The organism is Novosphingobium album (ex Liu et al. 2023) (assembly GCF_029076845.1).
Taxonomy (GTDB): Bacteria; Pseudomonadota; Alphaproteobacteria; order Sphingomonadales; family Sphingomonadaceae; genus Novosphingobium.
Genome location: NZ_JARESE010000047.1, coordinates 116,497 through 132,328, shown reverse-complemented (window position 1 = coordinate 132,328; position 15,832 = coordinate 116,497). Strand labels below are relative to the sequence as shown.

Annotated in this window: 6 protein-coding genes; all 6 read left to right on the top strand. The window is 62.8% G+C overall.

Going from position 1 to position 15,832, the window contains the following annotated elements:
* The first annotated feature begins 281 nt into the window (after window positions 1-281).
* The 6 genes from PYV00_RS14325 to PYV00_RS14300 all read left to right on the top strand — a co-directional run bounded on the left by PYV00_RS14325 (window position 282) and on the right by PYV00_RS14300 (window position 15,811).
* Complete coding sequence (locus PYV00_RS14325; RefSeq protein WP_275228954.1) at window positions 282-1,229, top strand: universal stress protein; 948 nt, start codon at window positions 282-284, stop codon at window positions 1,227-1,229.
* A 67-nt stretch (window positions 1,230-1,296) separates the two neighbouring features.
* Window positions 1,297-1,902: a hypothetical protein gene (locus PYV00_RS14320; RefSeq protein WP_275228953.1), complete on the top strand. Its 606-nt coding sequence runs from the start codon at window positions 1,297-1,299 to the stop codon at window positions 1,900-1,902.
* 328 nt (window positions 1,903-2,230) lie between these two features.
* Window positions 2,231-3,643, top strand: a complete 1,413-nt coding sequence (locus PYV00_RS14315; RefSeq protein ID WP_100238666.1) for an IS4 family transposase — start codon at window positions 2,231-2,233, stop codon at window positions 3,641-3,643.
* A gap of 122 nt (window positions 3,644-3,765) precedes the next feature.
* On the top strand, window positions 3,766-6,147 hold the full coding sequence (ppsA, locus tag PYV00_RS14310; RefSeq protein WP_275228952.1) for a phosphoenolpyruvate synthase: 2,382 nt from the start codon (window positions 3,766-3,768) through the stop codon (window positions 6,145-6,147).
* Window positions 6,148-6,386: 239 nt separating this feature from the next.
* Window positions 6,387-7,400, top strand: a complete 1,014-nt coding sequence (locus tag PYV00_RS14305; RefSeq protein ID WP_275228951.1) for a universal stress protein — start codon at window positions 6,387-6,389, stop codon at window positions 7,398-7,400.
* A gap of 2 nt (window positions 7,401-7,402) precedes the next feature.
* Entirely contained in the window at window positions 7,403-15,811 is an 8,409-nt protein-coding gene (locus tag PYV00_RS14300) for a GH36-type glycosyl hydrolase domain-containing protein (RefSeq protein WP_275228950.1), read from the top strand.
* Window positions 15,812-15,832: the final 21 nt, after the last annotated feature.

The window sequence follows — 15,832 nt, the reverse complement described above, 5'->3', positions numbered from 1 at the left end:
CACCCAGCAAATGGCGTCGGGGATCTCATGCCTTGGACTGCCGTGGGTTGAGAACACCGCTTACGACAATGGCGAAGCCGCGCCCAGCTTTATCAAGCGAACCGCGGCCTTCGCCGCCGTGCAGGGCTGCCGCCGATCTTCGCCGGTGACGATGTTCAGATGAAATGCGGCTCGAAAGTAAGAGGCATACTTAAGCGAGTCGTATCGTCACGCACTCGCCCGCGAAAGAACCGTGTCCCATATCGTGAGATTGGGATGATCTGAGGCGAGGGCCTTTGCAGATGACCTCTTCGGCTGATATCTTTCCTTTCACCAGTTCATCCCCTGTTGAGCGTATGCCCAAACCACGAGTTATCCTGCTGCCCACCGACTTTACCGGCCGGTGCGATCGCTCCCGCGACCGGGCGGTGCTATTGGCACGGACCTGGGACGCCAGGTTGGTGCTGCTTCACGTCCTCGAGGACGATCCGACGATACCCTGGGATCGCGAAGAAGCCATGGATCGGGCTCAAGCGAAGCTTGAGAGCGAAGTGCAAGATGATGATATTGTGATTTGCACGAGGGTCGCGTTCGGAGATGTCACTTCAACCATTCTCGATGTCGCTGCCGAATTTTCGGTCGATCTCATCGTCACGGGCATTTCCCGCAAGGACGAGCTCGGAGATTTTCTCATTGGAACCACGGTCGAACGACTGGCACGGCGGGCAGGCATGCCGCTCCTGATCGTCAAGGGCCGCACGGAAGGCGAATATCGGCAGCTGATGGCGGCCACGGATTTTTCGGAATGCTCGCGAACCGCGCTTATAACCGCAGTTGACCTGTTCCCGACGGCGGCGATCACGCTCCTGCATGCGTATCATGTTCGACTCGAGACATTGCGCGGTCGCGAGGGTCCTGCCGCGGCACAACAGGCGGATATCGCATACGAGCTGGACGCATTCCTGAGCGCGACCACCCTGTCTCCTGCGACGCAAGCACTCCTCGATGTCAGCGTGGACTATGGTGACGTCTGCCAGGTTGCGCACGACCACGTGCAGGCGAACGGCGTCGATCTCGCGGTCATTGGAACGCATGGACGCTCGGCGCTGGCGACAGCAATGCTCGGCAGCACGGCCCGCGCCCTCGTCGGCTGCCTTGAATGCGATGTCCTGCTTGTTCCACAGAACAGCCGGGCGAGCAGACCGGAGCAGCAAATTATCCAGGGAATCGCACCTGACGATGCAGGGTAACAAGCGAAATGAAGAGAAACGAGCCAGAATCGTTCATCTCGTTATCCTTGCTGTCCTACAGTCCGCGATGGCAGTGGAGCTTGTATTCCTGATCTCCGAGCAGCAATGGGTCCACGTCTTCCTGGTGACTGGAATCATGCTGACGATGGCGTTGCCTGTCGTACTGAAGGCCCGATTTTCCGTTCAGATACCATCCGAAATACAGATACTGGCCATCCTGTTTGGTTTTGCCACTCTCTTCCTCGGTGAGGTCCGCGACTATTATGAGCGCTTCTGGTGGTGGGATCTGGTCCTCCATGCAACCGCAGGACTACTCCTGGGCCTTCAAGGGTTCATGACGGTCTACATCCTTAATGAAGATCGCCATGTGGATCTTCATATGAGGCCTTCGTTTCTCGCAATCTTTGCATTCTGTTTCTCCCAGGCGATCGGCGCCATCTGGGAGATATTCGAGTTCACGATGGACCAGGTTTTCGGATTGACGATGCAGAAGCCGATGCTCGGCGACCCATCTGGACTTACCGACACAATGTGGGATCTCATCGTCAACGCCATCGGCGCGCTCGTGATCAGCGTGGCTGGCTGGCGCTATCTCAGTCGCGCCCGATCCTCCTATCTGGACAACTGGGTCAGACGTTTCATCGCCCGCAATCCCCAACTCTTCGGTGATTGAAATGCGATCACCGTCCCGCGGACGGTGCAAAGGAATCACCGGAAGCGGCCGGAGCTGGCCAAGCTTTTGACGGTGAAGCCCGCCGCGATCGACAGTGCCGCCCTGGTCAACTGGCCCGGTCGGATGGATTGGGCCGGCATGAGCCAAAGCAAAACTTTTCAGTTCGCGGCCATCCTCTAACCCCAGTCCTCCTGTGCTTTGCCGTGCATAGGCTTTCAATTACCCACAAGTGGTCGCGAACGTGATTCCGTTGGCCGCATGAGCATTGCTCGCCTGGAATCAGGCATGATTCATTCCCTGGCACCTAAAGCGGTTGGCGGGGTGCAACGTGGAGACGTCCGTTTTCGATGCGGCAGGATGGGCTGACGGGGAAGTCGATCCCGCCGCCTTTCGTGATAAGCGACTGGCCGAACGGCTTCGAACGATGCTTAAGCAGATGGCAGGAGCGATTGGCGCACCGATACCGATGGCGTGCCAGGACTGGGCCAATACCAAGGCGGCCTACCGTTTTTTGTCTAATGGCTCGGTGAACGAGGGAGACATACTTGCCGGGCATTTCCAGGCGACACGGGCACGCGCGGCGGCGCTTGAGGGGTTCATCCTGGTTTTACAGGACACCACCGAATTCTCCTATCAAAGGCGCAATCCTGAAACGATTGGCGCCATCGGTCTTGCGCCGAGCCGGCGTGATGAGAATGGTCGGCTTCGGCTTCATACGGTCTGCGGCCTGCTCATGCACTCCAGCCTTGCGATCACAACCGAGGGATTGCCACTGGGTCTGACAGCGGCGAAATTCTGGACCCGTACCAGGTTCAAGGGCGCCAACGCGTTGAAGCGGCGGATCAATCCCACGCGCGTGCCGATCGAGGAGAAGGAGAGCTACCGCTGGCTCGAGAATATGCGCCAATCGACCACCCTGCTGGGCGATCCGGAGCGACTGGTTCACATTGGCGATCGGGAAAACGACATTTACGAGTTCTTCTGCGAAACACAGGCGCTCGGCACGCATTTCCTGGTCCGCACCTGTGTCGATCGTCTGGCTGGCGACGGTGGCCATACGATCGCCGACGAAATGAGCGAAACCACCGTGCAAGGCATGCATCGGATCACCATTGGCAAAGACGATCATGCCGACATCGAACTACGCTATAGGCGAATCCAAGTTTTGCCGCCGATCGGAAAGCAAAAGCGCTATCCTTCCCTCAGCCTGACCATCTTGCATGCCCGTGAATGTGGAACGCCTGAAGGGCGCCCCCCAATCGACTGGCGGCTCATCACCGATCTGCCGGTAACAACGCCTGACGAAGCCATCGAAAAGCTTGACTGGTATGCCCAGCGTTGGAAGATCGAACTCTTCCACAAGATACTCAAATCTGGCTGCCGAGCCGAAGATGCACGGCTGCGGACCGCCGAACGCCTCGCCAATCTGATCGCCATATTCTGCATTCTGTCATGGCGCCTGTTTTGGATGACCATGATCAATCGCGCCGCTCCTGACGCCTCGCCTCGGCTGGTCCTGACCGATGTCGAAATTACCCTGATCGACCGCCTCGCAGCTTCCCGAAAGAATGAACCGCCAGGCAGAACCCTTTCCGACTATCTAACCCAAATCGCCCGGCTCGGAGGCTATCTTGCGCGAGCCCATGACCCGCCGCCTGGCAACATCGTCATCTGGAGAGGATGGTCTCGCCTGATGGACATCAAAATCGGTGCCAACGTCAGCCGCAACACTTGTGGGTAATTGAAAGGTGCATAGGACCCTTACGTAATGACCCCCATCTCATCCTTGGCGATGGTCGTCCCGAAAACGAGGCGATCAGAGCGGCAGTTCGCCTGGCGCCATATCCAAGCTGGAGGAGAGCCATGCTCAAGCCATTGATCCTGTGGTTCGAGGAAATCGCCATCACAGATGTGTCAGCCGTTGGCGGCAAGAACGCGTCCCTGGGCGAGATGACGGCGGCTCTTTCTCAAAAGGGCGTCAAGGTTCCATCGGGTTTCGCGACCACCGCCGATGCCTATCGCGCGTTCGTTCGCCACAACGATCTTGCGCCGCGGATAGCCCAGCATCTTGCTGCCTTCCATTCTGGAAGATGCACCTTGCAGGACGCCGGACAGGCTATTCGCAGCCTGTTTCTGGAAGGTCAAATGCCATCCTACATCGCAGACGATATAACAACCGCCTATGTCGAACTCGGTCGACGCACCGGAATCGATCGTCCCGCTGTTGCCGTCCGCAGCAGTGCCACCGCCGAGGACCTTCCCGATGCAAGTTTCGCGGGGCAACAGGAAACCTTTCTCAATGTGAGAGGGCAGCTGGCGCTACAGGATGCCTGCCGGCGCTGCTTCGCCTCGCTGTTCACGGACAGAGCGATCAGTTACCGAGAAGCCAAGGGCTTCGATCATCTCGACGTCGCCCTTTCAATCGGCATCCAGCAGATGGTGCGCTCGGACCTGTCGGGTTCTGGCGTCATGTTCTCGATCGACACCGAAACCGGCTTTCCCAACGCCATCGTCATCAGTGCCGCCTGGGGTCTTGGAGAAACCGTGGTCCAAGGGACCGTCAACCCGGACAGGTATCTGGTTTTCAAGCCTCTCCTCGCACAATCGGGAACCGAGCCGATCATCGACAAGGAACTCGGCGGCAAGGCCTTCCGCATGGTCTATGGCGAGGGTGGAAGCCACCGTACCCGGATTGTCGAGACGACCGCGCAGGAACGTGAGGCCTTCGTGCTCGACAATGCCGACATCCTCCGGCTCGCCCGCTGGGCCGTCGTGATCGAGGATCATTATCAGCGCCCCATGGACATGGAATGGGCAAAGGATGGCGAGACTGGCGAACTCTACATCGTCCAGGCCCGGCCAGAAACGGTCCAGGCTCAATCCAGCGCGACCACCTTCCGGCATTACCGCCTCACCTCGAAGGGACCCGCGATCGCAACCGGCGCCGCCATCGGCACCGCGATCGCCGCCGGCAAGGCCTGCGTGATCCGCACCGCCGCCGACATCGAACAATTTCGCGATGGATCAATCCTCGTGACCGAGACGACGGACCCCGACTGGGTCCCCGTCATGAAACGTGCCGCCGGCATCGTGACCAACCATGGCGGCACCACCAGCCATGCCGCCATCGTCAGCCGCGAACTGGGCGTGCCCGCGATCGTCGGCACAGGCAACGCCACCGAGGTCATCGCCGAAAATCAGGACATCACGATCAGTTGCGCCGATGGTGATATCGGCACGATCTACGACGGCATCCTCGATTTCTCGATGGCCGAGGTGAATATCGGCTCCCTGCCGGCCACCAGGACCGACATGATGGTCAATATCGCGAACCCGGCGGCCGCCTTCCAGTGGTGGAGGCTGCCCGCAAAGGGCGTCGGCCTCGCCCGCATGGAATTCATCATCAACGCCCACATCAAGATCCACCCCATGGCGCTCGTCCACCCCGAGCGGGCGAGCCCGGAAGCCCAGCGCCAGATCAGGGAGCTCACACGCGGATACGCGCACCCATCCGACTATTTCGTCGACGTTCTCGCTCGCGGCATCGCCAAACTCGCAAGTCCCTATCACCCCCACCCCGCCATTGTTCGCCTCAGCGACTTCAAGACCAACGAGTACGCCCATCTCGTCGGCGGCGATGTGTTCGAACCCACGGAAGAAAACCCGATGCTCGGCTTCCGCGGCGCCTCGCGTTACTATGACGAGCGCTACCGTGAAGGCTTCGCTCTGGAGTGCCGGGCTCTCAAGCGGGTGCGCGAAACTATGGGCTTCACCAATGTCATCGTGATGGTCCCGTTCTGCCGCACTCCAGCCGAAGCCGATCGCGTACTGGAAGCCATGGCAGAGAATGGCCTCCGGCGCGGCGAGAATGGCCTGCAAATCTATATGATGTGCGAGATCCCCTCGAACGTCATCCTCGCCGAGCAGTTCGCCGCGCGCTTCGACGGCTTTTCCATCGGCTCCAACGATCTCACCCAGCTGGTTCTTGGTGTCGATCGCGATTCGGGCTTTCTAGCCAGTCTGTTTGACGAACGCGACGAGGCCGTCACCCGGATGATCGCCGAGGCCATCCGCAAGGCTCACACGGCCGGTATCAAGATCGGCATTTGCGGCCAGGCACCGAGTAATCACCCTGACTTCGCCGCTTTCCTCGTCGCTGAGGGTATCGATTCCATATCACTCAATCCCGACAGCTTCGTACGCACGATCAGAGCCGTCGCCGAGGCGGAGGGACAATCCGTCTGAGCCGCATATTCCGATTGCTCTAGCAAGCGCCACTTTCGCGCCCGTCGCGCGTTTGCCAACCATGAAGGGTGTCCCCCGCCATTCGTAAAAGTCCTAATGTCCCCTGGCAGCAGGCCTCGATAGCGTCGCCATGCTGGCTCGAATCGGGGGCACCGGACCAGGCCGGATGAAGTTGATAGTACCCGCCATAATTAGAGCCGCCGGCAAGGGGGAACCGACGGCAAACTGGAGGTCGTCCCATGTCTGCCGTTTCCGCCTTTCCGTCCTTCTCCCAATCTCACACTTCACCGAAAACGTCGGGCGTCGTCGCCTGCATCGACAGCACTGATCGCAATGCATGGATCTATCCGCACGCATTCACGCTCGCGGCGACACTGGGCGTTCCGGTAACCCTGCTCCAGGTCCTCGACGGGGAGACGTCACCCGACGCGCGCCCCGATCCGATCGAGTACAACCTGCGGCGACGTGAGGCATTGCGCGCTCTCGATCGCTGCGCTGCCACCATCGATGCACATGGCCCCCAAACCACCGTTGAGCTCGCGGAAGGTCCAACCGCGGAGGAGATCTGCCGCTACGTGCGCGAGTGCGACGATGGTATGGTTGTCTTGGGGAGGCGCGGCAGGCAGGAGCTAGGTCGCGGCGGCATGGGCGGCACCGTCCACAAGGTCCTGTCTCAAGCCCCCGCTCCGGTTCTGCTTGTGCCGGTCGAAGCGCCGGCGCCCGCGCCAGCCTATCGGCGGATCGTCGTACCGCTCGACGGTTCGCGCTGGGCCGAAAGTGTCCTGCCGCTCGCCACTCGGCTCGCAAGCACTGTCGGCGCCGAACTGCTGCTGGTCCATGTCGTTCCCATGCCCGAGATGATCGAGGCACGCCCGCTCGAGGTCGAGGAGAATAATCTCAGAGAAAGCATCATCGACCGAAACGAGCAGGCCGCCCGAAACTACCTCGATCGGACCAAATCCAACCTTTCGGGGACGGGCCTTACTGTCCGCACGATCTCCTGCCGGGGCGACGATGTGCGTGAAGCGCTCAGCGCACTGATCCAGCGCGAACGGGCGGATCTTGCGGTGATGTCGGCCAGAGGACACAGCCATCAGCATGTTTTGGACGTTCCTTATGGAACGGTCGCCTCCTACCTCATGGCCCACTGCAGCGTGCCGATGCTCGTGCTGCCGGCGACGACGGGAACGCCCCCCACAACGCTCCCCGTCGGCAACAATCGCCTACGGTTACCCTACGCCACTCAGGCCTGATCATGGCCGATTTCGAGGAGCGTGACCCGATCACCGGGGCAGCGGAGGAAACTGCCACCCGCCACCAGCTGACCGGACTGCTCGCCAAGTCGGCGCCGCTCCCCGCCTGGACGCATCTGGAGGCGATGAAAGGTTGGCTAACGCGCGCGCGCAACAGTGCCGTCAATGCCGAGAAACATGCCAGCGCCGCGGCTGAATGGCTGCTCGACAACGACTATCAGATACAGCGCGCCATCCTGCAGATCCGCGAGGACCTGCCGCGTGAGTTCTATGCAAAATTGCCGGGACTTTCCGCGGACGGGCTTGGCCGACCTCGCGTCCACCAGCTCGCGCACGCGATGTTCCACGCCTCCCACTTGCAGATATCGCTGAACACCGCAGTCCAGTTTGTCGAAGAATATCAGACGAAGATGCCGCTCAGCATCGCCGAGACCTGGGCATTTCCGACGATGCTTCGCATCGTCTGCCTCGAGCTGCTGGTCGCCGGTTTCACCCGCCTCTTTCCTGATGTCGCCCCCCCTTTCCAGCTGAGCGACACGCCAGATGCCGCGACCATCGCCTTCGACGATACCGAATGCGTCGCCCGCGCGATCGCGAACCTCGGCGTGATTGCGACGATCCAGTGGAATGACTTTTTCGATCGGACGAGCCAGGTCGAAGCCATACTCAGACGCGATCCGGCCGGTGTCTATCCGCGTATGGATTTCGACACGCGCGACCGATACCGCCACGCCGTCGAGCAACTCGCCGAGCAGTCGGGTCTTCCCGAATGGGAAGTCGCCCAGCGCGCCTTGCGTCAATGCCACAGCAGTGACGAGACCCCATCCGGTCATGTCGGGTTCTGGCTTGTCGACACCGGTCGCTCCCCCTTCGCTGACACGATCGATCCTCGGCCGTGGACGCTGGGCTCGATGCTGCGCCGCGCGCTTCGTTATCGCGGTGTGCTTTACGCACTTGGGCTGCTGCTCGCCGGGCTCGCGGCCTTCGCTCTTCCCGCAACCTATCTGGCGTCCACCGACGCATCGCCGAAGTCCTGGCTTCTCGGCATCGCGCTCACCTTGCTCCCCGCCTCGGTGCTGAGCATCACCTTCGTCAATTGGCTGGTGACATTGATCACGCCGCCTCGTGTCCTCCCCAAGCTCGAATTCCGGAAGGGCATTCCCAAGGATTGCGCGACCGCGGTCATCGTACCGGTCCTGGTCGCGCGCGCGGCGGATATCGCTCCTCTTCTCCAGCGCCTCGAGGCGCACCGCCTCGGCAATTCCGACACAGCGCTCGAATTCGTCCTTTTGAGCGATTTCGCGGATGCCGCGACCCCGACCCTGCCGACCGATCCCGAGATCGAACGGGCGCTGGTAGCAGGCATCGAAGAGCTCAACGCGCGCTATGCAAATGCGAAGGGGCATGGCCCATTTCACCTTCTTCACCGGCCGCGGACCTTCAATGAATCGCAGGGCTGCTGGATGGGCTGGGAGCGCAAGCGCGGGAAGCTGGAGCAGTTCAACGGCTTCATCCTGCGCGGAGACGCAACGCCGTTCAGCATCACAGCCGGAAAAACGGAACGACTGCGTCGCTGCCGCTTCGTGATGACCGCCGACGCCGATACGCGGCTGCCGTCCGGCGTCGTTCGGCGGTTGGTGGGCACGCTCGCCCATCCGCTTAACCGGGCCCATTTCGCTCCCGAAACCGGGGCTGTCGAACGCGGCTATACCGTTCTTCAGCCCCGCGTCGAACTCGCTCCTGAGGCTACCGGCCAATCGCTGTTCGCGCGATTCTACGGCGGCGATACGACGATCGACATCTATTCGCGCGCAGTTTCCGACGTGTACCAGGATCTTCTCGGCACCGGAGTGTTCGTCGGAAAGGGCCTGTACGAAGTCGCCGCCTTCGAGCGGAGTCTCGAAGGCCGCATCCCCGAAAATACCTTGCTCAGCCACGACTTGTTCGAGGGTCTGCACGGGCGGGCGGCGCTGGTGAGCGACGTCATCGTCTACGAAGGCTTCCCGACCGGCTATCTCGACTTCGCATCGCGGTGGCACCGCTGGGTGCGCGGCGACTGGCAGATTCTCGCCTGGCTGTTCCCGTTCGTCCCCGGCCGGGACGGACGATGGCTGCGCAACCGGCTCGGCTGGTTCGATCGCCTGAAGATCTTCGACAATCTGCGTCGCAGCCTGGTCCCGGCCAGCATCCTCGCCCTGCTGCTCGGTGGATGGTTCCTCCTCACCGGCCAGCCCTGGGTCTGGACTTTGCTCGCGGTCGTCGCCCCGGGCGCCTATCTGTTCACCGATCTCGTGACCGGATTTGCGCAGGGCCGGCGGCGCGGCGTGATGCAGCGCGTCTTGCGGCGCCTGACCGATCACCTGGGACGATGGCTCCTCGCGATCGCGTTTCTCGTGAGCGATGCCGTCCTCGCACTGCACGCGATCGCCGTCACGCTCTGGCGACTTCGATCGGGGCGGCACAGGCTCGAATGGACCTCCGCCGCCCATATGGCCACGCGCAACGCGGCGCGGCACCCACGTTTCGCGGCTTGGCGGGATATGGCGGCCTCACCCCTCCTCGCATTGCTCATTGCCGGCGGCCTGATTGCAGCATCCCCTGGTTCCATCCCCGTCGCGGCGCCTCTGCTGCTGCTCTGGTTCATCGCGCCGGAGATCGCAATTTGGATAAGCCGCCCCCTCCAACCATCTGAGGAAGAGATCAGCGAAGCGGACAGGAAATTCCTCAGGCTGGTCGCCCGGCGAACCTGGCTGTTTTTCGAGACGTTCGTGCGCCCGGAAGACAATTGGTTGCCGCCAGACAATTACCAGGAGCCGCCGGACGAGGACATCGCGCATCGCACGTCGCCCACCAACATCGGAATGATGATCGTCTCGGTGCTCACCGCCTGGCGGCTCGGGCACATTGGTCTCAACGAGGTCGCGACGCGGCTTCGCAACACGCTGGACGCCCTCGATCGTCTGGAGCGCTATCGCGGTCATATCCTGAACTGGTATGAGACGAGAACCCTGGCCGCGCTCGAACCCCGTTACGTTTCGACGGTCGACAGCGGCAATCTGGCCGTCAGCCTCATCACCGTCGCGCAAGCGCTGCGCGAAGCACGCAGCGCTCCGCCCGTCAGCGCCGATCTCTGGCGAGGCCTGGAGGACAATATCAACCTGCTCGCCGAGGCGATCGGGGCGATCGAGCTCGACGCGGCGTCGGCTGCGGGAACGATCCTCGAAACGATGCGCGAAACCGCCGAACGGGTCGCGGAAAACGAACCCGAATGGATATGGGGGATCGACGATCTCGTTTCGGGCGACCTTCCCCGACTGCGCGAGCAGGTCGCGCTGATGGCAAGCGATATCCTCGAAAAGGACATCGCCGCGCTGCGCGACATCCAGGCGTGGCTCGAACGCCTCGACCATCACCTCTCCAGTATGCGCCGGGATCTCCGGATATTCTCGCCGTGGTGGGAGATCATCGCAAATCACCCTGCGGATTGCGTGGAGATGGCAGGCAAGGTCGCCGATCTCATGATCGGCCCGGCTGCCACGCAAGCGATCAATGCCATCGATATCTTCAGGGAAAGGACGGCGCCGGGCCCAAGCCAGGAATGGGCGAACGAAGTCCGGGCGGCGATCGAGCAGGGCCAGGCAGCCGCGCGCGAGCTCCACGACCGCCTCGATGGCCTCAGCCGCCGCGCCGACGCCGACGCGCATGCTATGGATTTTTCCTTGCTGTTCGATACTGGGAGCCGGCTTTTCCATATCGGCTACAATGTCAGCGCCGATCGAATAGATCCGCATCACTACGATCTGCTTGCCAGCGAAGCGCGTCTCGCCAGTTACTTCGCGATCGCGAAGGGTGACATCGCGCCTTCGCACTGGTTCCATCTCGGCCGGCCCATCACCAAGCAGCATGCGGGCCTCGCGTTGGTGTCCTGGAACGGCTCGATGTTCGAATATCTCATGCCGAACATCTTCCTCCACAGCGATCCGGGAACCTTGCTTGGCATGAGCGACCGCACCGCGATCGCGATCCAGATCGCCTTCGGCCAGGCGCACGACATTCCCTGGGGCATTTCCGAATCGTCATTCGCTTCGATGGGACAGGACCGCGTCTATCGCTATCATGCATTCGGTGTCCCCGCCCTGGGGCTTCAACGCGGTCTGGGGCGCGACCTCGTGGTCAGTCCCTATGCAACCGCGCTCGCCCTGACGATCCGGCCAGCGGTGGCGACCCGCAACCTCAAAGCTCTGGCGGAACTCGGACTCGTCGGCCGATACGGCTTCTTCGAAGCGCTCGACTTCACGCCCGAGCGACTTCCCAGGAGCGAACGGTTCGCGCTCGTGCGCTCCTATATGGCCCATCATCACGGCATGAGCCTCGCCGCGCTGGGAAACGCCCTGTGTGACGACATGCTGGTGCGCTGGTTCCACGCCGATCCCTACATCCGCACGGTCGATCTCCTCCTCAACGAGCGCATCCCCTGGGAACTTCCGCCCGAGATCGCCCGGATCGAGGTTCGCGAACCGCCGTCCGAGCCCGAAGGCGCTATTCCCGGCCTCCACAGCTGGGTTCCAATCAGACGCCATGGAGAACATGCCTGGCAAATCCTCGGCAATGGCCGCCTATCGAGCCGCATCAGAAGCGACGGCGCGGGCGGTCTCGGCTGGAACCAACATGCGCTCACCCGCATGGACACCGGCGACGGAGACGCCGGCTTCCGGATCTATCTGCGCGATCTGGAGGGCGGCGATCTCTGGTCGCCGACCGGGGGGCCCCTGCCCCAATCCGATGAGCCTGCGGAGGTGGTCTTCCACGCCCATCAGGTCGAATTCCATCGACGCACGCAGGGCCTGTCGGCGACGACGATGATCAATGTCGCCAATGGCGACGATCTCGAGATACGCCGCCTTACTCTGGTCAACGAGGAGGACCGGCCTCGCACAATCGAGGTGACGGGCTACGCGGAGATTGTCCTGGCACCGGCCCAGGACGCCGCGCGCCATCCCGCATTCAGCAAGATGTTCGTCGGCGCGGAGGCCTTGCCCGGCAGCGACGGGCTGCTGTTCACACGCCGGCCGCGCAATCCCGCCGAGCGCCCGCCTGTCATGCTGAGCCGTGTCATCGGCGATGACGACGGACTCACGCTCCTTGGACTCGAAGGCGATCGAAGGGTCTTTCTGGGCCGACATGGCCAGGTCGCGCATCCCGCAGCCATGAACGAAGAGCGCCTCGCCGGCACGCTCGGTTGGACGCTCGACCCCGTTTGCGCCATCAGGGTGGCGGTAGAGTTGCCTCCCCTCGGCCGACGCGAGCTCGCCTTCCTCACCATTGCGGCCGGCTCACGGCAATCGGCGCTCGACATCGCCGATCGCTTTACCACCCTTCCCTCGCTCGATTGGGCCGTTAGCGACACGGCGACCGCCGCGGCGCGCGAGATGCACGGGATCGGCCTGCAACCCCATCTCGTACCGCAGGCACAAGCCCTGCTGTCCCACCTCCTCACTGCACGCAGTATCCCCGCCCCGGCCGATTCTCGGCCATTCCGGCGCGGTGACCTCTGGGCGCTGGGAATTTCCGGAGATCATCCCATCCTGTTACTGCGGGCCGGAACCGCAGAGCAAACCGGCATGATCCGCCTCATGCTCGCGGTCCACCGACTCCTGCGGCAACGCGGCATGCCGATCGACCTCGTTATCGCGCACGAGGGAACGTCCGGCTACATCGAGCCCGTTCGTGAACGCCTCCTCGAGGTGCTGAGGGAGACGGGCGTGCAGGATCGCCTCGGCACTCACGGCGGCATCCACCTTGTCGGTATCGGACCATCCGACGCCGATCGGGCGGCTCTTCTTGAGAGGGTGGCCCGGCTGATCCTCGAGGAGGAAGGCGGCACGCTTGCCGAGCAATTGGCGCGGCGTGACCTGCCGCCCCATCCCGGCCCACCATTCACGCCGGTCGGCGCGTACACGCCCCCTTCCCCGACCGCCGCTCTCGCCCGGCCCGCCGATCTGCAATTCGACAACGGTTGGGGCGGCTTTGCGCCCGATAGCGGCGACTACGTGATCCATCTGGAGCCTGGCGCGCCCACGCCGGCACCGTGGTCCAACGTCCTGGCCAATGACGCTGCCGGCACGATCGTGACGGAAGGCGGCCTCGGCTTCACCTGGGCGGTCAACAGCGGCGAAAACCGGCTCACGCCCTGGTTCAACGATCCCGTCGAGGATCCGCAAGGCGAGCGCCTCTATCTCCGCGACGAGGAAAACGCGCGGCTCTGGACGCCAACGCCGCTGCCCGCGGGGCAAGACTCCGCATGCCGAATCCACCACAGCCCCGACCGAACAACCTGGCATCGTCACAGCGAGGGTCTGGAACAGGAGCTGTCGGTATTCGTGCCGTTGGCCGATCCCGTTAAGCTCATTCGCTTACGCCTGCGCAACCAGACGGCGCACGCTCGTCGGATCACCGCCACCTACTACGCAGAATGGCTGCTTGGCGCCGTGCAGGGCGAGCAGGCTCCCTTGCGGACCTCGCGCTACGACCCGGGCAGCCACGCAATTCTGGGCCAGAACCCCTGGACGGACGAATTTTGCGATCGCGTCGCCTTTCTGACGACGACGCTACCCGTCCACAGCCTCACGACATCGCGCCGCGACTTCCATGGAGCACGACCGGACGCGGCGCGGCCTGCGGGATTGCTCAATTGGGATCTGGGAAACAGGCAGGAGGCCGCCGGCGACGATTGCTGCGCGGCGCTTCAGGTTCATCTCGACATCCCTCCCGAAGGCGAAGCGGAGGTCTGCTTCCTGCTCGGCCAGGGAGACGATCTGGACCACGCCCGCGCCCTCGTGCGGCATTGGCAGGAGCCGTCCGTCATAGAAGCCGCGGCACGGGACTGCGCGGCGGCCTGGACGGCCAGGCTGAGCGCGGTCCAGGTCAAAACTCCCGATCCCGCCTTCGACTTGATGGTGAACCGGTGGCTGCCGCACCAATCGGTGAGCTCCCGCGTGCGGGCGCGCGCCGGCTTCTATCAGGCCAGCGGCGCCTTCGGATTCCGCGACCAGCTCCAGGATGTCCTTGCGCAGATCCAAGTCGATCCGACCGCAACCCGCAAGCATATCCTCGCTGCCGCGGCGCATCAGTTCGAAGAAGGCGATGTCCTCCATTGGTGGCACCCACCCTCGGATCGCGGCGTGCGAACCCGTTGTTCGGACGACCTCGTCTGGCTCCCCTACGCGGTTGCCCACTATGTCGAGGCGACCGGGGACAAGACCATCCTCGCCGAGGAGATTCCCTTCCTGCGAGCGCCGCCGCTCGCAGCCGACGAAACCGATCGCTATGCAAGGTTCGAGGTGAGCGACTACACGCAGCCCTTGTTCGTCCACTGCGACCGCGCGCTCTCGCATGCCTATCGTTTCGGCCCCCACGGACTCCCCTTGATCGGCACCGGCGACTGGAACGACGGCATGGATCGCGTCGGCAACCGCGGACACGGCGAGAGCGTGTGGCTCGCATGGTTCATCATCGCGACCATCCGGAATTTCACGCGCCACTGCGTCGATGAGGATCAGATCGAGTTTCGCGACCGGTGGAACGGCCGCGCTGACTCCCTCGCGGCCGCAGTTGAGCGGTCCGGCTGGGACGGCGAATGGTATCTGCGCGCATTCGATGACGACGGCAGACCCTGGGGTACAGCCGAGGAACAGGAATGCCGCATCGACTCCATCGCGCAGTCATGGTCCGTGCTCTCGGGCACCGGAGATGCCGCGCGCGCGCGGACGGCGCTCGCGTCCGCCAGGCGATTTCTGGTCCGCGAGGACGATAACCTCGTTCGCCTGCTGGACCCACCATTCGACCGCACGCCGCGCGAACCTGGCTACATCAAGGCTTATCCGCCGGGCATCCGTGAGAACGGCGGGCAATATACACATGCGGCGACCTGGCTTGCGATCGCATTCGCCCGGATGGGCAATGGCGACGGGGCGAAATCGCTGTTCGACCGCATCAACCCTATCCTGCATGCACCGAACCGCCAGAGCGCGGAACATTACCGGAGCGAGCCCTATGTCGTGGCGGCCGACATCGCCGGTGTCGCACCCCACCTCGGTCGCGGCGGCTGGACCTGGTACACGGGCGCCGCCGCCTGGGCCTGGCGATTGGCCGTCGAGGAAATCCTGGGTGTCCGTCTGGTGGGCGGCCAGCTTCAGGTTCGCCCCGCTTTGCCGAAAGACTGGCCCAGGGCCGATCTGACGCTCCAACAACCGCGTGGCGCAATACATGTGACGATCGAGACCGATCCCTCGCTCGGTGCCGAGGATCTACAGATCTCTGTCGATGGTATCATCTGGTCAGGGGCGGGAATTCCATTCCCCGACGATCGGTCGACACGGGCGGTCATAGTACGAGTCCCGCCGCGGACCTGACAGCAAAAGACCAATCCGGCA

Coding starts and splice junctions, on each gene's coding strand:
- PYV00_RS14300 (WP_275228950.1), top strand. CDS start 7,403: ATGGCCGATTTCGAGGAGCGTGACCCGATCACCGGGGCAGCGGAGGAA.
- PYV00_RS14305 (WP_275228951.1), top strand. CDS start 6,387: ATGTCTGCCGTTTCCGCCTTTCCGTCCTTCTCCCAATCTCACACTTCA.
- ppsA (WP_275228952.1), top strand. CDS start 3,766: ATGCTCAAGCCATTGATCCTGTGGTTCGAGGAAATCGCCATCACAGAT.
- PYV00_RS14325 (WP_275228954.1), top strand. CDS start 282: ATGACCTCTTCGGCTGATATCTTTCCTTTCACCAGTTCATCCCCTGTT.
- PYV00_RS14320 (WP_275228953.1), top strand. CDS start 1,297: ATGGCAGTGGAGCTTGTATTCCTGATCTCCGAGCAGCAATGGGTCCAC.